The sequence below is a fragment of the Pseudomonas inefficax genome, from assembly GCF_032164165.1.
GTDB classification, from domain to species: Bacteria; Pseudomonadota; Gammaproteobacteria; order Pseudomonadales; family Pseudomonadaceae; genus Aquipseudomonas; species Aquipseudomonas inefficax.
The window spans coordinates 2,715,079-2,734,645 of the sequence record NZ_CP134401.1 but is presented as its reverse complement, the minus strand read 5'-3'; the positions used below and the strand labels follow the sequence as shown (position 1 = coordinate 2,734,645).

At 62.1% G+C, this 19,567-nt stretch carries 18 protein-coding genes and 1 pseudogene; 5 read left to right on the top strand and 14 right to left on the bottom strand.

All coding sequences use genetic code 11. The features are described 5' to 3' along the window. Both RIN61_RS12290 and RIN61_RS12285 read left to right on the top strand, forming a co-directional pair. Positions 1-939: an MlaD family protein gene (locus tag RIN61_RS12290; RefSeq protein WP_046616914.1), complete on the top strand. Its 939-nt coding sequence runs from the start codon at positions 1-3 to the stop codon at positions 937-939. Then, positions 936-1,553, top strand: a complete 618-nt coding sequence (locus RIN61_RS12285; RefSeq protein ID WP_112251741.1) for an ABC-type transport auxiliary lipoprotein family protein — start codon at positions 936-938, stop codon at positions 1,551-1,553. The genes RIN61_RS12290 and RIN61_RS12285 overlap by 4 nt, the downstream gene beginning before the upstream one ends. Positions 1,554-1,578: 25 nt before the next feature. Here RIN61_RS12285 and RIN61_RS12280 read toward each other — a convergent pair whose 3' ends face one another. From RIN61_RS12280 to RIN61_RS12255, 6 genes are all read right to left on the bottom strand, one after another. Beyond that, positions 1,579-2,808 (bottom strand): nucleoside recognition domain-containing protein, encoded by a 1,230-nt coding sequence (locus RIN61_RS12280; RefSeq protein ID WP_133969854.1) that lies wholly within the window; start codon positions 2,806-2,808, stop codon positions 1,579-1,581. A 246-nt stretch (positions 2,809-3,054) separates the two neighbouring features. Then, positions 3,055-4,383 (bottom strand): glutamate/aspartate:proton symporter GltP, encoded by a 1,329-nt coding sequence (gene gltP, locus RIN61_RS12275; protein WP_025337235.1) that lies wholly within the window; start codon positions 4,381-4,383, stop codon positions 3,055-3,057. Positions 4,384-5,126: 743 nt separating this feature from the next. Next, a complete protein-coding gene (locus tag RIN61_RS12270) occupies positions 5,127-5,597 on the bottom strand; it encodes an inhibitor of vertebrate lysozyme family protein (RefSeq protein ID WP_215521519.1) in 471 nt (156 codons plus the stop codon). 2 nt (positions 5,598-5,599) lie between these two features. Beyond that, positions 5,600-5,761, bottom strand: a complete 162-nt coding sequence (locus tag RIN61_RS12265; RefSeq protein ID WP_003252966.1) for a DUF1328 domain-containing protein — start codon at positions 5,759-5,761, stop codon at positions 5,600-5,602. Positions 5,762-5,802: 41 nt separating this feature from the next. Further along, the gene (locus RIN61_RS12260) at positions 5,803-6,093 is read right to left on the bottom strand and encodes a hypothetical protein (protein WP_112251738.1); all 291 of its coding nucleotides are present in this window, start codon (positions 6,091-6,093) and stop codon (positions 5,803-5,805) included. Between the two features lie 174 nt (positions 6,094-6,267). Then, complete coding sequence (locus tag RIN61_RS12255) at positions 6,268-7,089, bottom strand: BON domain-containing protein (protein ID WP_207878737.1); 822 nt, start codon at positions 7,087-7,089, stop codon at positions 6,268-6,270. Positions 7,090-7,300: 211 nt separating this feature from the next. On the opposite strand from RIN61_RS12255, the gene algB reads away from it, so the two are divergent. After that, complete coding sequence (gene algB / locus RIN61_RS12250; protein ID WP_112251736.1) at positions 7,301-8,647, top strand: sigma-54-dependent response regulator transcription factor AlgB; 1,347 nt, start codon at positions 7,301-7,303, stop codon at positions 8,645-8,647. Between the two features lie 11 nt (positions 8,648-8,658). Further along, complete coding sequence (locus RIN61_RS12245; RefSeq protein WP_112251735.1) at positions 8,659-10,425, top strand: KinB sensor domain-containing domain; 1,767 nt, start codon at positions 8,659-8,661, stop codon at positions 10,423-10,425. Between the two features lie 39 nt (positions 10,426-10,464). Here RIN61_RS12245 and RIN61_RS12240 read toward each other — a convergent pair whose 3' ends face one another. From RIN61_RS12240 to RIN61_RS12205, 8 genes and pseudogenes are all read right to left on the bottom strand, one after another. Next, a complete protein-coding gene (locus tag RIN61_RS12240; RefSeq protein ID WP_215521518.1) occupies positions 10,465-12,069 on the bottom strand; it encodes an EAL domain-containing protein in 1,605 nt (534 codons plus the stop codon). 321 nt (positions 12,070-12,390) lie between these two features. After that, the gene (locus RIN61_RS12235; RefSeq protein ID WP_112251733.1) at positions 12,391-13,179 is read right to left on the bottom strand and encodes an N-acetylmuramoyl-L-alanine amidase; all 789 of its coding nucleotides are present in this window, start codon (positions 13,177-13,179) and stop codon (positions 12,391-12,393) included. Between the two features lie 66 nt (positions 13,180-13,245). Next, a complete protein-coding gene (locus RIN61_RS12230) occupies positions 13,246-13,641 on the bottom strand; it encodes a hypothetical protein (RefSeq protein WP_112251732.1) in 396 nt (131 codons plus the stop codon). A gap of 94 nt (positions 13,642-13,735) precedes the next feature. Then, positions 13,736-15,679 carry a GGDEF domain-containing protein gene (locus tag RIN61_RS12225; RefSeq protein ID WP_112251731.1) on the bottom strand — a complete coding sequence of 648 codons (1,944 nt, stop codon included), beginning with the start codon at positions 15,677-15,679 and terminating at the stop codon, positions 13,736-13,738. Positions 15,680-15,706: 27 nt separating this feature from the next. Beyond that, positions 15,707-16,539 (bottom strand): annotated as a pseudogene (locus RIN61_RS12220) (endonuclease/exonuclease/phosphatase family protein). A gap of 34 nt (positions 16,540-16,573) precedes the next feature. After that, on the bottom strand, positions 16,574-17,206 hold the full coding sequence (dsbA, locus tag RIN61_RS12215; RefSeq protein ID WP_112251729.1) for a thiol:disulfide interchange protein DsbA: 633 nt from the start codon (positions 17,204-17,206) through the stop codon (positions 16,574-16,576). A 195-nt stretch (positions 17,207-17,401) separates the two neighbouring features. Continuing rightward, positions 17,402-18,019: a c-type cytochrome gene (locus tag RIN61_RS12210; protein ID WP_003256951.1), complete on the bottom strand. Its 618-nt coding sequence runs from the start codon at positions 18,017-18,019 to the stop codon at positions 17,402-17,404. A gap of 31 nt (positions 18,020-18,050) precedes the next feature. Further along, positions 18,051-18,353: a c-type cytochrome gene (locus RIN61_RS12205; protein ID WP_015268479.1), complete on the bottom strand. Its 303-nt coding sequence runs from the start codon at positions 18,351-18,353 to the stop codon at positions 18,051-18,053. Between the two features lie 201 nt (positions 18,354-18,554). Between RIN61_RS12205 and yihA the strand changes: the two genes are divergently transcribed. Further along, a complete protein-coding gene (gene yihA, locus RIN61_RS12200) occupies positions 18,555-19,187 on the top strand; it encodes a ribosome biogenesis GTP-binding protein YihA/YsxC (RefSeq protein WP_003252993.1) in 633 nt (210 codons plus the stop codon). Positions 19,188-19,567: the final 380 nt, after the last annotated feature.

The following is a 19,567-nucleotide window of genomic DNA, read 5'->3' as shown; positions in this document are numbered from 1 at the left end:
ATGGAAACCCGAGCCCATCACGTTCTTATCGGCCTGGTCACCGTCCTGGTGGTGGCCGGCGCCATGCTGTTCGGCCTGTGGCTGGCCAAGTCGAGTGTCGACGACGCCTTCAAGGACTACGAAGTGGTGTTCAACGAAGCCGTCTCCGGTCTGTCCCGCGGCAGCCCGGTGCAGTACAACGGCATCAAGGTGGGTGATGTGTCCACCCTGCGCCTGGACCCGAAAGACCCGCGCCGGGTATTGGCCCGGGTGCGCCTGAGCGCCGACACCCCGGTGAAGGAAGACACCCAGGCCAAGTTGACCCTGGCCGGCGTGACCGGCAACTCGTTCATCCAGCTCAGCGGCGGCACCCCGCAAAGCCCTGAGCTGAAAGGCAAGGATGGCAAGCTGCCGGTGATCATCGCCTCGCCCTCGCCAATTTCGCGTCTGCTCAATGACAGCAGCGACCTGGTGACCAACATCAACCTGCTGCTGCACAACGCCAACCAGATGTTTTCCGAAGACAACATCGGCCACCTCAGCAACACCCTGTCCAACCTCGACAAGACCACTGGCGCCTTCGCTGGCCAGCACGGCAGCATCACCCAGGCCATCGAGCAACTGGTGCAGGTGGGCAAGCAGGCCAGCGCCACCCTGGCCGAAACCCAGGCACTGATGCGCAATGCCAACGGCCTGCTCGGCAGCGAAGGCAAGCAGGCAATCGGCAGCGCCGAGCAAGCCATGCAGTCACTTGCCGAGAGCACCGCCACCATCAACCGCCTGCTCGAGGACAACCGCGAAGCCATCGGCGACGGCGCACAGGGCCTGAACCAGCTGACCCCGGCGATTCGCGAGCTGCGCGAAACCCTCAACGCACTCAAAGGTATTTCCCGGCAACTGGAGGCCGACCCTAGCGGCTACCTGCTCGGCCGCGACAACAACAAGGAGTTCCAACCATGAAACCGTCGCTGCGCCTGCTGGCCCTGGCGGCCGCATTGAGCCTGGCCAGTGCCTGCTCGATCCTGCCACAGAGCGAGCCCGTCGACCTGTACCGCCTGCCGGTGAACCAGCCCGGCCGGACGGCGCCGGCGCTGGATTGGTCATTGCGCCTGAACAAGCCGCTGGCCAGCGAAGTGCTGGCCGGGCCACGGATTGCCGTGATTCCCCAGGGCGATGTGGTCAGCAGTTACAAAGGCGCGCGCTGGAGCGACGCAGTGCCGGTGCTGCTGCGCAACCGACTGCTTGACGGTTTCCAGCGTGACGGCCAGGTGCAGCGCCTGAGCGCCGATGACAGCAACCTGCAGGCCGACTACGAGCTGGCTGGCGAGCTGCAGGCATTCCAGACCGAGTACCGCACGGACGGGGCGGCGGAGGTGGTGATCCGCTATGACGCACGCCTGGTGCAGGGCCGCACTCAACGGATCCTGGCCAGCAAGCGCTTCGAAATCCGCCAGCCATTGGCCGATAAGCAGGTGTCAGCGGTGGTTGCCGGCTTTGGCAAGGCCTGTGACCAACTGACCGGGCAGGTGGTCAGTTGGACCATTGCGCAAGCAGCCAGCGTTCCTGCTCACTGAGGCCTGCCTGCTTTTTGTGGGGGCGTCAGGCGAAGAACCAGTAGCAGACGAAGATCGCTGCGACGACACCGGAGAATTCGGCCAGCAGCGCACACCCCACCGCATGCCGTACGCGCTGGATCCCCACCGCACCGAAGTAAACCGCCAGCACGTAGAAGGTAGTTTCGGTACTCCCCTGAATCGTCGCAGCGACCAGCGCCGGGAAGCTGTCCACGCCTTGGCTCTGCATGGTCTCGATCAGCATCGCCCGCGCCGCGCTGCCGGAGAACGGCTTGACCAGAGCAGTGGGCAGGCCCTCCACGAAGCGGGTGTCCAGGCCCATCCAGTTCACCGCATGGCGAATACCGTCCAGGGCCAGCTCCAGCGCGCCTGAAGCACGCAGCACTCCCACTGCCACCAGCATCGCCACCAGATAGGGCAACAGGTTCTTGGCCACATCGAAGCCTTCCTTGGCGCCTTCGACAAAGGCTTCATAAACCTTCACCCGCTTCAAGGCACCAATCACCAGGAAAAGGATGATCACGCCAAACAGCGTGAGGTTACCCAGAATCGACGACAGGCTGGCCAGCGCCGCTGCCGACAAGGTGCCAAGAAAAGCCATGAAGCCACCCAGCAGCAAGGCGCCGGGGATGAAGTAGGCGAGCACAACCGGGTCCCACAGGCGCAGGCGCTGCATCACCGCCACCGACAGCAGGCCGACCAGGGTCGAGACACTGGTGGCCAGCAGGATGGGCAGAAACACCATGGTCGGGTCCGCCGCGCCTTGCTGGGCCCGGTACATGAAGATGGTTACAGGCAGCAGCGTCAGCGACGAGGCGTTGAGCACCAGGAACAGGATCTGCGCGTTGCTCGCCGTGGTGCTGCTGGGGTTAAGCTCCTGCAGCGCGCGCATGGCCTTCAGGCCGATCGGCGTGGCGGCGTTGTCCAGGCCCAGCCCGTTGGCGGCAAAGTTCATGGTGATAAGGCCCAGCGCCGGGTGACCGGGTGGAACTTCCGGCATCAACCGGGCGAACAACGGGCCGAGCACCTTGGCCAGCCACTCGACGATGCCAGCCTTCTCGGCGATCTTGAGAAAGCCCAGCCACAGGGTCAGCGTGCCGAACAGCAGCACCATCACCTCGACCGACAGCTTGGCCATGGCGAATATGCTCTCGACCATCGCCGCGAAGATGCCGGCGTTGCCGCCTACCAGCCATTGGGCCAGGGCGGACACTGCCGCCACCAGGAAAAAGCCAAGCCAAAGGCCGTTGAGCATCCGAGTGTTCCCCCTGAAAAATGCCCGAATGATAGCGTATCGGGGCTCAAGGCTGGAGACCGCAGCCCGTACACAGGCCCCTGTGGGAGCGGGTTCACCCGCGAACACCGGCAAAGCCGGTGCCATACACCGTGTTGCCTGATTCGCGGGTGAACCCGCTCCCACAATGGCCACTGCTCGGCCCCAGGATCTCACAGGCAACAAAAAGCCCCGACAGGTCGGGGCTTCTTGTTCAGCTCATCAGGCTCAGCGCTTGGCAGCTTCGCCAACCATGGCCGCTTCCTGCTTGCCGGCCATCAGCGAGGCGTAGTACTTCTCGCCCTTGGCGGCGTCGTACATGCCTTCCCAGCGCGCGATGACCAAGGCTGCCAGAGCGTTGCCCACAACGTTCAAGGCAGTACGGGCCATGTCCATGATGCGGTCGACACCGGCGATGAAGGCCAGGCCTTCCAGCGGGATGCCAACGCTGCCCAGAGTGGCCAGCAGCACCACGAAGGAAACACCCGGTACGCCAGCGATACCCTTGGAAGTGACCATCAGGGTCAGCACCAGCAGCAGCTGCTGGCTCCACGACAGATCGATACCGTACAGCTGGGCAATGAAGATTGCCGCGATGCTCTGGTACAGGGTCGAACCGTCGAGGTTGAACGAGTAGCCGGTCGGTACCACGAACGAACAGATCGACTTCGGTGCACCGTACTTTTCCATCTTCTCGATCACGCGCGGCAGCACGGTTTCGGAACTGGAGGTGGAGTAGGCGAGGATCAGCTCATCTTTCATGATGCGCATGATCTTGATCACCGAGAAGCCGAACAGGCGGGCGACCAGGCCCAGCACCATGAAGGCGAAGAAGGCGATGGCGAAGTACACCAGCAGCACCAGCTTGGCCAGCGGCAGCAGCGAGCTGAAACCGAAGTTGGCGACGGTCACGGCGATCAGGGCGAACACGCCGATAGGGGCGTAGTTCATGATCATGTGGGTGACCTTGAACATGGTCTCGGAAACCGCCTGGAAGGTACGTACCAGCGGGTCGCGCAGCTCTGCCTGCAGGCTCGACAGGCCCAGGCCGAACATTACCGAGAAGAAGATGATCGGCAACATTTCGCCACGCATCAGCGCTGCGAAGATGTTCGACGGGATCAGGTTCAGCAGGGTTTCGATGAACGCGTGCTCATGCTGCACTTCGGCCGCGGTGGCTTGGTACTTGGAGATGTCCACGGTCCCCAGGGTGCTCATGTCGATGCCGGCGCCCGGGTGGAACAGGTTGGCCAACACCAGGCCGACGACGATGGCGATGGTGGTCACCACCTCGAAGTAGATGATGGTCTTCAGGCCGATGCTGCCCAGTTTCTTCGCGTCGCCAACCCCGGCGATACCCACGATCAGCGACGAAATCACGATCGGGACGACGATCATCTTGATCAGGCGAATGAAGATGTCACCAGCAGGCTGGAGAACATTGCTGATCCACCATGCCTTTTCTGCACTGAAATGATTCAGTAGCGCGCCGATTGCAACACCCAGGACCAGACCGATGACGATCTGCCAGGCGAGGCTCAGTTTTGCCTTCTTCATGTCTTTACCCTTTGTTCTAGTGGTCATGGGCACCCAACGGAAAGGCCCGTAACAGAGCCGTTGGCTAGGTCACGAGCAATAGCTGCTTCCGTCCGGCGACTTCATGTAAGGACACCGCAGGCGAGCGACAGGGCGCCCGGCCGGCGAAAAAGGCGGCAACTATTGCGATGGCAAAGGGGGAAATCTAATGCCGGAAGCGCATGACCCATGCCGTTTACGCATAACGTTTCTGACCGAAACTGGGGGTTCGCAAGTGCTTGATTTACAACGTTCGGAATCCCGAACAAGACCAAACCGCCATATTTAGGCAGATTTGGCAGGATAGAAAGGACGGGGAAGATGGCCTGTTCGACAATCCGAATGGCTGAAATGCCGCTTGAACAAGCGTCGGGGTGATCGAAAAAAAATGATGTGCGGTCGAGACAAAATGTGTCTCGAAGAGAAAATCGTGCAGGGAAGAGACGTTTCCTACATGGCTCCTCGGAAGCCAGGTCTGGTCAAGTGCCCCTATGACACCGCCGACCTGAAACTTCCGATTCCGCCTTTCCTGACCCGGCCCATTGCTGGAGGTACTCCCTGTACCCCTAGGCCACTCCGATCCTGCAACAATCAGAACGGCCCGGCCCCTTGGTCATGTGCAGCCCCTCCTCGGGGCGGCGCATCATAGAAGGCTGAAATATAGAAAGGTTCAGCTTCTATTATGTGACAGTGCATGACCTTTCATCCGTACCGGGTACAAACGCTCAGTACCAGTTCGGGTCACGCTTGAGCTGCTCCTGCAGCATCGCCTTCATGCCGTCGTCCGGTTCACCCAGCCAGCGGTACTGCGCATGGCGGGTGGGCGACTTGTCGTTCGGCAAACCTTCGGGTACCTCCACGAGCATCCCGTAGGCATCGTCCTTGTCCCAGCTGAACGCCACGATCAGGCGTTTGTAGGTGCAGTTGTCCGGGCCTTCGCATAATGGGCCGACCAGATACTTGTCGCCGTCTTCGGTAACGGCAGACATCTGCTGCTGGGCACTGCCGGTCAGATTGACCACCCAATCAGGCAGGCGTTCCTCGCCTTTGATCGTGTCCTGCCAGGTTTCCCGGTACTCAGGGTCCGAGCCGAGCAACTGGTCGACCCGGATCTGGCCGTCATTGGCCGCCATCGCCGCCGCACTGCCGCCCAGTAACAGGGCGGCAGCCAGGGATGTCCAACGCTTCCTGCCCATCTTCAACCTCGTCCACGTCCAAAGAAGAAGGAGGCTACGAACAGCACCAGGAAGACAATGAACAGAATCTTCGCGATACCGGTGGCAGCGCCCGCGATACCACCGAAGCCCAGTACGGCGGCGACAATGGCGATGATGAGGAAAGTGATAGCCCAACTCAGCATGGTGGTTCTCCTTTCTTTTTCAGAATCGGTCTGGTCGGCGGTCAGAACACCCAGCGGTCCTGGGGTACGACATTTTCCAGCGTGGCCGGTGAAGTAGTGGCCTGGCCGGTTGGCAGCGGGTCGACGGCCTTGACCAGGGTGTTGGCACGGGTTGCCTGAATCTGCGTCAACAGGGCGGTCTGCGCCGCCACTTGCTCGGCCAGGCGCGCGGTCTGCCAGCTGTAATAGAAGAGGCCAGCGGCCAAGGTCAGCAGCAACGCCAAGCCGAGTGACAGCATCTGGCGCAGGGGCAGTGCGGCGCTCTGCAAACGGTTGACGGATTGGCGGTTCATGCCGGCTCCTCCTGCTGTAATTCTTGTTCAAACCTGAACAGGTAATTGCAGCCTGCATGCCAGCCTTTTGATTCAGATAAAATTCAATTAAATCAATTAGTTATCCTAATCTACCGAAAACGGCAAGGACGTATCCTGCACGATGCGGTCCGTGCGGCCGTGCGAATTGCACGATCAGCCCTCGACCTTGGTCGCCACCTTGAGCAGGTCGGCATCCACCCCGCGCACGCCGATGATCTGCCGGGCGATCTCCACGGCGATGGTTTTCTGCTCGCTGCTGACCACTTCGCCCGAAAGCCGAACCAGCCCCTCTTCGCTGGCCACCTTCAGGTTCAGACCATCAAGGTTGCGGCTGAAGCGGTAGCTGTTCTGGATCTTGTCGATGATCCAGCTGTCGCTCGGCTGCGGGCCGGTCGGCACCCCCACCGGAGTTTCCCGGGCCTTGGCCATGGCGGCACTATCGAGGCTGACCAGGTTGTTGACCAGGTGCACGCCCTCGGTGGTACGCGCCACCACGCCAGCCAGCTCCTTGGCCTCGGCACTGTCGACCTTGCCGCGCAGGGTCACCACGCCTTCGCTGCTCTGCACATCTATAGGCGCCTTCTCGGTGGTACGGCTCCATAACAGCCGCGCACGGATCACCGCAGCCAGGGTGGCATCCTCCAGGCGCTGGGCGTAGGCACGCAACTCCAGCGGGCGCTCCACGAGCTGGGCATTGACCTGCAGCTGGTTGTCTACTTGCTCGATGCCACGGGTAGCCAGGGCCACATGCTCGGCCAGCTGGCGCTCGACGTCGTTCTCCACCTCCCCGGAAAGCCGCGCCTGCTTGCCGTCCACCTCGACCTGGATACGGAACGGGTCGAGCATGCGGTTCAGCGACAGGGCGGTTTGCAGCGCCCCCTCCAGGCGGGCGTCCTGTACCGGATCGGCGAATACCGGCGTGAACCCTGGTAGCAGGGTGGCTGCCAACATGGCGGCGCGGATGGAAAAGCGCATGACAGTGCCTCCTCTTGTAGGCAAAAACTGAAAATCCTCGCAACCAATGTGCCACCGTGACCCTCTAAGAAAATCATCTGAAAAGCGCGGCCTCCAAGCGCTGATTGGCCAGTGGCTAGCATGCAAAGGACAGGTTCCTTCACAATGGACCATGCAACTTGCCCGATTTTTCCCACACTAAATGAAGATCTTTCCTAAAGGAGCGCAGCACATGGAGTCAGCCCAGGACAACCAAGGCCGCATTCTGCTGGTGGATGACGAGTCCGCGATCCTGCGCACCTTCCGCTATTGCCTGGAAGACGAGGGCTACAATGTGGCAACGGCCAACAGCGCCGCCCAGGCCGAAGCCTTGTTGCAGCGCCAGGTCTTCGACCTTTGCTTCCTCGATTTGCGCCTGGGCGAGGACAACGGCCTCGATGTGCTGGCGCAGATGCGTATCCAGGCCCCTTGGATGCGGGTGGTGATCGTCACCGCGCACTCGGCGATCGATACGGCGGTAGACGCGATCCAGGCCGGTGCCGCCGATTACCTGGTCAAACCGTGCAGCCCCGACCAGCTGCGCCTGGCTACGTCCAAGCAGTTGGAGGTGCGTCAGCTTTCCGCTCGGCTGGAGGCCCTGGAAGGTGAAGTACGCAAACCCAAGGACGGCCTCGACTCGCACAGTCCAGCGATGATGGCAGTGCTGGAAACCGCCCGCCAGGTCGCTACCACCGATGCCAACATCCTCATCCTTGGCGAGTCGGGCACAGGTAAAGGTGAGCTGGCCCGGGCCATCCATGGCTGGAGCAAGCGCGCGCGCAAATCCTGCGTGACCATCAACTGCCCGTCACTGAACGCCGAGTTGATGGAAAGCGAGTTGTTCGGCCATACCCGCGGCGCCTTCACCGGCGCCAGCGAAAGCACCCTGGGGCGTGTCAGCCAGGCAGATGGGGGCACGCTGTTTCTCGACGAGATCGGCGATTTCCCACTGACCTTGCAGCCCAAACTGCTGCGTTTCATCCAGGACAAGGAATACGAGCGCGTCGGCGACCCAGTCACCCGTCGCGCCGATGTGCGTATCCTCGCCGCCACCAACCTCAACCTCGAAGAGATGGTGCGAGAGAGCCGCTTCCGCGAAGACCTGCTGTATCGCCTGAACGTCATCACCCTGCACCTGCCGCCGCTGCGCGAGCGCAGTGAAGACATCCTGACCTTGGCCGACCGCTTTCTCGCCCGCTTCGTCAAGGAATACTCCCGGCCTGCCCGCGGTTTCAGTGACGAAGCCCGCACAGCCCTGCTCAATTACCGCTGGCCCGGCAACATTCGCGAACTGCGCAACGTGGTAGAGCGGGCCAGCATCATCTGCCCGCAGGAACGTGTGGAAATCAGCCACCTGGGCATGGGCGAGCAGCCTGCAGGCAATGCTCCGCGCGTCGGCGCCGCACTGAGCCTCGATGAGCTGGAACGCGCCCATATCGGCGCGGTGCTGGCCGCCAGCGACACCCTTGACCAGGCGGCCAAGACCTTGGGGATCGATGCCTCCACCCTGTACCGCAAGCGCAAGCAGTACAACCTGTGAGGTGGCGTCCCATGAAGCTGCGCACGCGGCTTTTCCTCAGCATTTCGGCATTGGTCACCGTGGCCCTGCTCGGGCTGCTGCTGGGCCTGGTCAGCGTGCTGCAGATGGCCACGGTGCAGCAGAGACTGGTGCGCGATACCACCCACACCCTGGAAACAGGACTGAAGTTGCGCCAGAACCTTGGCGAACAGTTGACCCTGATCCTTGATGAAGACACCGCCCCGGAGAACCTGCGGCTGCTGCAGGAAAACTTCCAGAAACTGCTCGAGCAAGGGCTGGACCAAGGCGGCGAGCGCACCGGCTTCAGCAAGGCCAGCAGCAATTACCAGGCCTTCCTCCAGGCCTACCGCGATAGCCCGGCGCCCTCCCGCAGCATGGGGGTTGAGCAACCACTGGGGGCCGCGTTCAACCAGGTCCGCACCGACCTGATCGATTCCCACAAGCAGGCCCTGGAGTACATCACCCGCAGCGAGGAGCACACCCGCGACCACGCCCTGCTGGTCAGCGGTGTACTTGGCCTGATGGGCCTGGTGGTACTGGTACTGGGCTTCATCACCGCCCACAATATTGCCCGGCGCTTCGGCCAGCCGATCGAAGCCTTGGCCAAAGCAGCCGACCAACTCGGCAAGGGCGATTTCGACGTTACCCTGCCGGTCACACAAGCCACGGAACTGAACCAACTGACCCGACGCTTCGGCCTGATGGCCGATGCCTTGCGCAAGCACCAGGCCACCAACGTCGATGAACTGCTGGCCGGCCAGCAACGCTTGCAGGCCGTACTGGATAGCATTGACGATGGCCTGCTGATCATCGACCGCCAAGGCCGCCTGGAGCACCTCAACCCGGTGGCGCAGCGCCAGCTGGGCTGGACCGATAGCCGCGCTGGCAGCAGCCTGGCCGAAGCCCTGCAGCGCCCGGAGCTGGAACAGCAGCTACGCCAGGTACTGCGCGGCGGCAACCTCGACCGTCAGCCGGACGACCTGAACATGGACGTCGATGACGAAACGCGCCTGCTCGCCTACAGCCTGACCCCGGTCAGCCACCCGCAAGGACCGATACTTGGCGCAGTGATGGTGTTGCACGATGTAACCGAGCAGCGAGCCTTCGAACGCGTGCGCAGCGAATTCGTGCTGCGCGCTTCCCATGAGCTGCGTACGCCGGTAACCGGCATGCACATGGCCTTCGGCCTGTTGCGCGAGCGGCTCAAGTTCCCGCCCGAGTCGCGCGAGCATGACCTGCTGGAGACCATCGGCGAGGAAATGCAGCGCCTGACCCAGTTGATCAACGACCTGCTCAACTTCAGCCGCTACCAGAGTGGGATGCAGAAGCTCGATCTGGCTCCCTGCGCCATCGACGAACTGCTGGAGCGTGCACAACAGCGCTTTGCCGAACCGGCGGCGCACAAGCAGATCGAGCTGATCACGGAACTGGAGCCGCCGCTACCGCGTATCCAGGCAGACGTCACCCAACTTGACCGGGTGCTGGACAACCTGTTGCACAATGCCATCCGCCATACCGCCAGCGGCGGGCGTATCCGCCTGCACGCACGACGGCATGCGGAGCGGGTGATCATCAGTGTCGAAGATAACGGCGAAGGCATTGCCTATGGGCAACAAGGGCGCATCTTCGAGCCCTTCGTACAGGTAGGGCGCAAGAAAGGCGGCGCGGGGCTGGGGCTGGCGTTGTGCAAAGAGATCGTGCAGCTGCATGGCGGGCGCATGGGCGTGTTTTCCCGACCGGGGCAGGGGACCCAGTTCTACATGGCGCTGCCGGTCTGAATGTTGCCTGTCACGGCCCCATCGCCGGTGCAGGATCACTCAATGCTCAACCCGCCGCGGCAACCGTCCGCGGGTCACCAGTTCGGCAAACTGCCGGGCATTCAGTGGCCGGGCAAAAAGCCAGCCCTGGCCATAATTGACCCCTTCGCTGTTCAGCAGTACCGCTTGGTCTTCACACTCGATGCCTTCGGCAATCACCCGCAGGTGCAGGTCGTGGGCCATGCGGATGATATGCGGCGCAACACCGCTGCTGGCGGCGTCGTGCCCCAGGGCATCGATAAAAGCCTTGTCGATCTTCAAGCAGTCCACCGGCAGGGTTTGCAGGTAGGCCAGGCTGCAATAACCCGTACCAAAATCGTCGATCAGCACCTGATGCCCCACCGCGCGCAGCGCCTGCAGGTTGTCGCGCGCTACCACCACATCGATCAGGCCGCGCTCGGTCACCTCGAAGGCAATCTGGCTGGCCGCTACCCGGTGCATGGCCAGCAAGCGTGCCGCCACCCGTCCAATGCGCGGCACCATCACATCGCAAGCCGCCAGGTTCACCGATATGTACAAGTTGGGGTGCGAGCGCAGCAGTTGCCCTAACTGTTCCAGCACACGCTGCAGGACAAAGTCGGTGATCTGGCGGATCTGCCCGGTGTTTTCCGCCAACGGGATGAACAGGTCCGGGCTGGTCAGGGTGCCGTCCGGGCGACGCCAGCGCACCAGGGCCTCCGCCCCGACACAGCGCCGGCTGTCGAGCTCGAAGATCGGCTGGTAGAGCACCTGCAGTTCGCCGCGACGCAGGGCATTCTGCAATTCCGAGCTCATCGACCGCCGCTGCAGGATCAGTTGCAACACCAGCCAGCCGATGCAGCAGGCCGCCAGCACACTGCCGGGGAACAGAAGCCAGAGCATGCCGTTCATTCTCAACGGCAGGCTCGCCCTCGGGGCAATCAACACCAACTGGTAGTCCGGTGACTTGGTCGGCATTCGGTAGATCAGGCGATCGCTGAGTTCGAGCAGCGACTTGTGGCTGGTCGACCAGGCCGAGGGTGGCGGCCATACCTGCGGGGGGCCCAGCACGGGGATAGCCCGGGTGCCGTTGTCCAGCACCACGACCAGGCTACCGCCCGGGGGCAGGTCGACCACATCGGTCAGGTGCCCACGAGAGGTGGACACCACGAACTTGCCCCTCCCCAGCATCAATGCGGCCAGGTTCTCGTTCGGCTCGGTCGTGGTGTTCAGCCAGTAGCTGTAAGTCGGCCCCTGGATGTCGGGGATGCGCAAGGGTTCGAACGCCCGCTCATCACCGCGGTTCGAACAGGCGATATCACCATCCACGTATGCCGCTTCATATATGAAGCGTGAGCTCAGGCCTACCTGCTGCAATGCCGTCAGCATCGCCGGGCTGCAGCCGCGCAAGGGCTGCGCCTGCAACAGGTCGACCCCTTCGCGCAACTGGCCGAACACCTGCTCAAGGCGCTCGAGAAAGCGTTCGCCTTGGGCGTTCATCTGTGCACTCTCGCTTTGCTTCATCTGTTGCAGGGCAATGCCGATACTGGCAGAAAGCAACAGAGCCGCGCTGGCCAGTGCTGCCAATGTGGCCAGCATCCAGGGACGGTAAAAAATTTGGCGCAGCAAGGCGATGAAGGCTGACATCGAAGGCATCCAGTTGATAACTAAGGTATAGCAACTGGATCAGGAATCACCTTTGCCGTTTGGCGCTTCGTTTGCTTGTTGGGAGATGGCCATCTCCCAAGGTTGCGCTGTCGCGCAGAGAACTCGATTTGCAGGCGCTACGCGGACTCTGTGGGAGCGGGCGTGCCCGCGAAGAAGCAAACGCGGTGGCTGGCACCGCGTTGGATTCTTCGCGGCTAAAGCCGCTCCCACAGGGCACGAGGATCGCTTGCGAATTCAGTTATCTGTGCGACAGCGCAGCCCAAAGGGCTGGGCAATCTCCCACAGAACCTCGCTGGCGGCTCAACGCATCCGGTTAAGCACCTGCAGCATCGCCGCCGTCTGCGCATCCGGCATGCCATCGAAGCGCTGCGGGCGGAAACGCATCTGGAACGCGGCGATCACATGGCGGGTGGCAACATCCAGTACCCCGGTTTGCTCGATCGCATAGCCAAACCGGGCCAGCTCCTGCTGATACCAGCCAACGCTCGGCGGGTTGACGCTGAAATAGGCTTGCTGCCGTGCCACGGCATTGGCATCCGGCCAGACACCCAATCCGGCGTCGGCCAGGCGCTTCCACGGGAATAGCGGCCCCGGGTCAAGCTTGCGCAGCGGTGCGATATCGCTGTGGCCAATGATGTGCCGTGGTTCGATATTGTTACGTTTGACGATGTCCTTGAGCAGCGCGATCAGCGATTGGACCTGCGCTTCGCTGTAAGGATGCCAGACCCGGCCATTCGGCGTGTCGGTAAAACCCGGGTTGACGATTTCGATACCGATGGAGGAGGAGTTCAGCCAGGTCCGGCCCTGCCACTGGCTATCACCAGCATGCCAGGCGCGGCGGCTTTCATCCACCAGCTGGTACACCGTCGCCGGGCCGTCACCAATCAGGTAATGGCTGCTCACTTCGCCATGGGTGAGCAACGCCAGGGAACGCTCCAGCGAAGCATTGGTGTAATGCAGGACAACGAACTGGATGCGGTTGTCCTGGTTGACCGAAGGGTGGCTACGGTCGACGCGCAGGCCGGTCGAGCAACCGGCGACAGCCAACAGCAGGAAGGGAATCAGGGTTTTTTTAAGCGTGGAAAGCACGTCAGTGGCCTCAGCGTATGAGCGCTACAGTATAACGTGCTCCCCAAGGGCCGTGCTTGCCGCGAGTCAGCGGCTGCACATCAGCATGAACTCCAGCGCGTTGTCACCGCTTGCGCTTTCAACATCCACCAACTGGGTCATGACGGTCACATGGCTGGTTAGCGGAGCACCGATGACCTTGGCTTGGCCATGCAGTTGCCGCTCATAGCTACTGGCATCGATAGGTGAAGCCACACAGAAACGAGGGTTACCTGACACGGCGGAAGGCTTGAGCAGAATCTTGTACTGGTTGAAGTAGTTGGGCTGTGCCTGCAGTTCGATACTGCTGATCCATTGCGGCGACTGCTGCATCAGCGTGCCATCCGCAGCAATATGCGCTGTCAGGATGGTTTGCTTGGCGTGGGCGCTGGCCTGGAAAGCCAGCCCGATCATGAGCGGCACGTACCATGCTCGAATTTTCATGTTCCGGTTCCTTGTATGGAGCGACGAAGGCCGGCCACCTGCTGGCCAGCCTTGCCAGTTTCGATCCACACGCCACCATTAGCGCGGTAACTATCTACCCCTGCTCGACACGATTGCGCCCCAGTTCCTTGGCCCGGTACAGCGCCGCATCAGCGCGCTTGAGCACCTGGTCGCCGCGCTCGCCGGACCGGAATGCCCCCAGGCCGATGGAGGTGGTGATCACCACCCGTTCGCCCTTGAAGTGGAACGGGCACGCCTCGACCGTGGCTCGCAGCACCTCGGCTATCTGGGCAGCGGCGGCCGGCGAGGTCTGCGGCAGTAACAGGACAAACTCCTCGCCGCCAAAACGGGCGATGAAGTCACCGCTGCGCAGGCGCTTGCGCAACTGGTCGGCGACGATCTTCAGTACTTTGTCCCCAGCCAGGTGCCCATAGCTGTCGTTGATACGCTTGAAATGGTCCAGGTCGAGGATCGCCATCGCCAGATGGCCGCCATGTGCCTGCCATTCGAGCATTTCGCGCTCGACCCGCTCGCTCCAGGCCGCTCGGTTGGGCAAGCCGGTGAGGGGATCGAGCAAGGCCTTCTGGCGCTGTTCTTCGAGGTGCTCGCGGTAGCCGAGTGCCTCGTGCTCCATGCTCGCCACCCGCTCCGAAAGCCCTTGCAGGCGCCCAGCCAGCTCCTGCTCGCGGCGATCACGCTCATGCTTGTGCTCGTCCATGGTCACCAACAGGCCTTCCAGGCGGTTTTCCAGGATGTGCTTGAGGCTGTCGACGTCGGCGGCGCCTTGCACACTGCTCTGCAGCCCGTCGACGTGCTCACGCAGCTGGGTATCCAGCTCGCGGGCGGCCGAGCTGTTGTCGGCATGGCCGGCGCTGGCCTCGTGCAGGTGGCTCTGGAAACCTTCCAGGCGTTCGTTGAGCTGCTGCAGATAGGTTTCGAATTCGTGCTGGCCGCTGTCAGTGATTGCCAGCATGAGCACGGCCAGGTCATCCAGCACCGGGATCAGCTCATACCAGTTCAGGCCGCGGGCGACCCGTTCTCGCATCTCGAGCGCCTGGGCCTTGTGTCGCTCCGGCAGGCTGAGGTCATCGAGCAGGCCGATCAGGGTGTGCTCGATGTGCTCGGCAACCTGGCTGTAGGGCGGTTCCACAGCGTAAGGCAGGGCGTAGGTGCCATCTTCGCCGAAGGTTTCTTCGAGTGTTTGTGCCGGTTCTGCTTCAGCCGGAGACTCGCTGGTGACAGCTTCCGGTGCCGGCACATCGTCCGGTAGCGGCTGCGGTAGCGGGGCCGGTGCCAGTTCGGCCGTTTCGATCAGCGCCGGGCCAGGAGCCTCCAGCACGGGCTCCGACGCTACGGGTGCTTCGACAACAGAAGCTGAAGAGGCTGGCAGCGGCTGGAGCGCGTCCACATCGTCGGCCTGCGGGGCATCGACGGCGGCCGGTGCCACCAAGGGCTGCGCCTCGACAACCGGAAGCGCGAGCGGCACAAGCTCTGGCTCGCCTTGCAGATCATCCTCGCGGCTGCCGAACAAGCGCTGCAAGAAGCCGGGCCGGGCGTCCTCAGCCGACTTGCCCAAGGCTGACAGCGCGCGGCCCTGCAAGCCGCTCAACTCGCCCAGCAACGGTGGCAAGTCACGTGACTGGGCCACCCCGCCATCGAGCTTCTTCGCCAGCTTTTTCAACGGCCGCGACACATCGTTTGGCAATGGCAGGCCTTGTAGTTGGCCCACCAGTGCGGCCAGCGCATCGCTGACCTGGTTCATGCGGGCTTCCCGGCGCTGCTCGGAGTCCAGCACCGCCTTCTCAAGACGTGGAATCAACCCTGCAAGGCCGGCGTCCATGTTGTCGCTGCGGATGACCTCGCGCATTTCCTTCATGCACTGGTCCACCACCTTGTCGCTGCCTTCGGCAGCCAGGGTGCTGCGTACCAGGCCGCGACGCAGCAGGTCGAGACGGGCGTCCCAACGGCGCTCGAGCTTTTCCTGCTGCTCGATGCTTTTCAGGTATTTCTCTTTCCAGCGCTCAGCGTCTTCAGTCATGCCCGGGTCCGCAAACGGTGATGGCAATTAGCTCAGGACCGGCAGCGTATCCACAGTCAATGCATCAGGCAATCGAATCTCGACAGCAACGGGAAGGTGGTCGGAAATTGGCTGCGCCAGCACCTCGACACGCTCCAGCGTGAGGCTCGGGCTGAGCAGGATGTGGTCCAGGCACCGCTGTGGGCGCCAACTGGGGAAGGTGGCTTCCACTTGTGGGGCAACCAGGCCGAGGTCGCGCAACGGCGAGTGCTCCAGCAGGTCGGTTGCATGGGTATTCATGTCACCCATCAGCACTTGGTGGCGGTAGCCGCCAATCAGCTCGCGGATGTAGCCCAGCTGCAAGGCGCGGGTCTTGGCTCCCAGGGCCAGGTGCATCATCACCACGATCAGCGCATCTTCACCCTCGCCAAAGCGCACCAGGATCGCACCACGCCCAGACGGGCCGGGCAACGGGTGATCCTCCAGCAGCTGCGGCTTCAGACGGCTGAGCACGCCATTGCTGTGCTGGGCAAAACGCCCGAGGTTGCGGTTGAGTTGCTGGTACCAGTAGGGGAAGGCCCCCAGGTGGGCAAGGTGCTCGACCTGATTGACGTAGCCCGAGCGCAGGCTACCGCCATCGGCCTCCTGCAAGGCCACCAGGTCAAAGTCGCCCAGCAGTTGGCCAATTTTCTGCAGGTTGCCGGCACGCCCGTTGTGCGGCAGCAGGTGCTGCCAGCTGCGGGTCACGTAATGCCGGTAGCGCTCGGTGCTGATGCCCACCTGGATGTTGAAACTGAGCAGCCGCAGGCGACCATCCTCGGGCAGGCCAGGGGCCTGCAGGTGATGCTCGTTGACCTGCGGCTGGTGCAGGCCAATGCCACGCGCGGTTCTGAAGCGGCGCATGGGTTACGCCGCTTACTTAGCGGCGCGCTCCTTGGCGATCAGCTGGTCGGCAACGTTCAGTACGCCTTCCGGCCCGCCGGCAGTACCCAGGTCGAAGCGGTACTTGCCGTTGACCACCATGCTCGGTACGCCGGTGATCTCGTACTTCTTCGCCAGTTCCTTGGCCTGGTTGACCTGACCCTTGATGGCGAACGAGTTGAAGGTGGCGAGGAACTTGTCCTTGTCCACGCCTTGGGTGGCGAGGAAGTCGGCCATGTCCTGCGGGTCGGTCAGGCGCTTGCGCTGGTTTTGAATGGCATCGAACACCGCGGCGTGCACCTTCTGCTCGACGCCCATGGCTTCGAGGGTCAGGAACATCTGGCCGTGCGCGTCCCATGCGCCACCGAACATGGCCGGTACGCGCTTGAAGTTGACGTCCTTCGGCAGTTTTTCGACCCATGGGTTGATGGTCGGCTCGAAGTGGTAGCAGTGTGGGCAGCCGTACCAGAACAGCTCGACCACTTCGATCTTGCCAGGCACGGAAACCGCAACAGGGTTGCTCAGCTCGAGGTATTCCTTGCCGGCGACAGGCTCGGCGGCCTGGACGGCAGTCATACCGAATACGCTGGCAGCGACCAGCGCGGCGCTGAGAATCAGTTTACGCATGCTTTACTCCTGGACAGTCATTGGTCGCCACGACGCGACCTGCACTGAGACAAGCCGCGAAGGGGTCGAGTTCTGTAGTGTAACGGCTGCGGACGGAAAAAAGGGCGGTCCCGCCGCCCTTTAATCATTGGCCTACAACATTAACTGAAAGTTAATACGCCGCCTGTAATGGCCCATCGCCGGCTACCCAAGGCGTCAGTGCAGACCCTGGATGTAGCTGGCCAACGCCTCGATATCGTGGTTGCTCAACTTGCCGGCGATGGTGCGCATGGTCATGGCATCGCCATCGTTGGTGCGGTTGCCTTCGCGGAAGTCGGTAAGCTGCTTGGTCACATACTGCGCGTGCTGCCCGCCCAGGTGCGGGAAGCCGGCCAAGGCGATACCCGCGCCGTTAGGCGAGTGGCAACCGGTGCAGGCAGGCATGCCTTTTTCCAGGTCGCCGCCGTTGAACAGCGCCCGGCCACGTTCGACCAGCTTGGGATCGGCGGCACCCACGCTGCCTTTCTGGCTGGAGAAGTAGGCGGCGATATCGGCCAGGTCCTGGTCGCTGAACGCGGCCAGCATGCCGGTCATCTCCAGCACGGTACGCTTGCCCGACTTGATGTCGTGCAATTGTTTTTCGAGGTAGCGCTGGCCTTGGCCGGCCAGTTTCGGGAAGTTCGGTGCCAGGCTGTTGCCGTCGGGGTTGTGGCAGGCGCCACAGACGGCCGTCTTGGCCTGGCCGGCGGCGGCATCGCCTTTGACGGGTTGCGCAGCAGTGGCCGCACCTGCGACACCCAGGGTCAACAGCAGACTCACGACTAGTTTGTTCATCAGCTAATCCAACACGGCTAAGGGTGAAATGTTATGTATCGGGACTGCCGCTCATCCAAAGGATGACCAAACGGTAGTCCTCGGCACTGCAGTCCATGCACAATCCACGCGGCGGCATAGCCTTGAAACCCTGGGTAACGTGCTTCACCAGTACATCCATGCCTTGCGCCAGCCTTGGCTCCCATGCTGCCCGGTCACCCTGCCTGGGTGCCTGTGGCAACTGCCCGGTGTGACAGGCCGCACACGTGCGGTTGTACAACACCTCGGGATCCTGTGTAGCCTGTGCGCTGAAAAACGGCAGGAACATACCGACAGCAAGCAGCCATTTCGCCATGCGGAACGACCTTCAGGGTTGGGGGCCGCGCTGCGTTCTGTTGCGCGAGCTATTGTTCGACACCCCATGCCCGTTCTCCTTCGCTGGGAGAATGAGCACACAAAAACTGGGGCATTATATACTTCCGCCATCCAAACGGAAACGACACCGCTTGCCAGGCTCGGACCTGAAGAGTCAGGCAACACCCACATCGGATATCCCATGCAAGTCAAGAACCCCATCCTCGGCCTCTGCCAGAAAGCCAAATTCGCCCTCAGCGCTGCCAAGGTCGAACAATGCCCGGACGACCAGGGTTACGAGGTGGCTTTCGCCGGCCGCTCCAACGCCGGCAAATCCAGCGCCCTCAATACCCTGACTCATGCCAGCCTGGCACGCACCTCGAAAACCCCCGGGCGCACCCAGCTGTTGAATTTCTTCAGTCTGGACGATGAACGGCGTTTGGTCGACCTGCCGGGCTACGGTTATGCAAAAGTCCCGATTCCGCTCAAGCAACATTGGCAGAAACACCTGGAAGCCTATTTGGGCAGCCGGGAGTGCCTGCGTGGCGTGATCCTGATGATGGACGTTCGCCACCCGATGACCGACTTCGACAAGATGATGCTCGACTGGGCCAAGGCCAGCAGCATGCCGATGCACATCTTGCTGACCAAGGCCGACAAGCTGACCCACGGCGCGGGCAAGAACACCCTGCTCAAGGTGCAGTCGGAAATCCGCAAGGGCTGGGGCGACGGCGTGACCATCCAGCTGTTCTCGGCGCCCAAGCGCCTGGGCGTGGAAGATGCTTATCGCGTGTTGGCGGACTGGATGGAGCTGGAAGACAAGCCAGTCATTTGAAGGCTTGCTCGTAACCTGTGGGAGCGGGTTTACCCGCGAATGCGGCGGTGCATCCGACATCGCATTCGCGGGTAAACCCGCTCCCACAGGGCTCTCCACTAGCCATAAGTCAAATTCCGGGCAAAAAAAACCCCGGACTTCGTATGGGGAGGGGGAAGTTCGGGGTCCAAGTCCGGACCGCTAGGGCGGGGTCCAGATATCTGCCAACACTTAACACAACATAGGAGCATCGAAAGGCTTCACCAGCCATTCAGTTACTCTGAGTTCCGCTTCACCGGTTTAGTTCCAAAGCCCTGAAAACTATTTGCGATAGTTTCATGAAACCTCAGCACCACTGGCACTGAGCAGTGCCAGGATCCGCATCCCTATGTCACGGATCC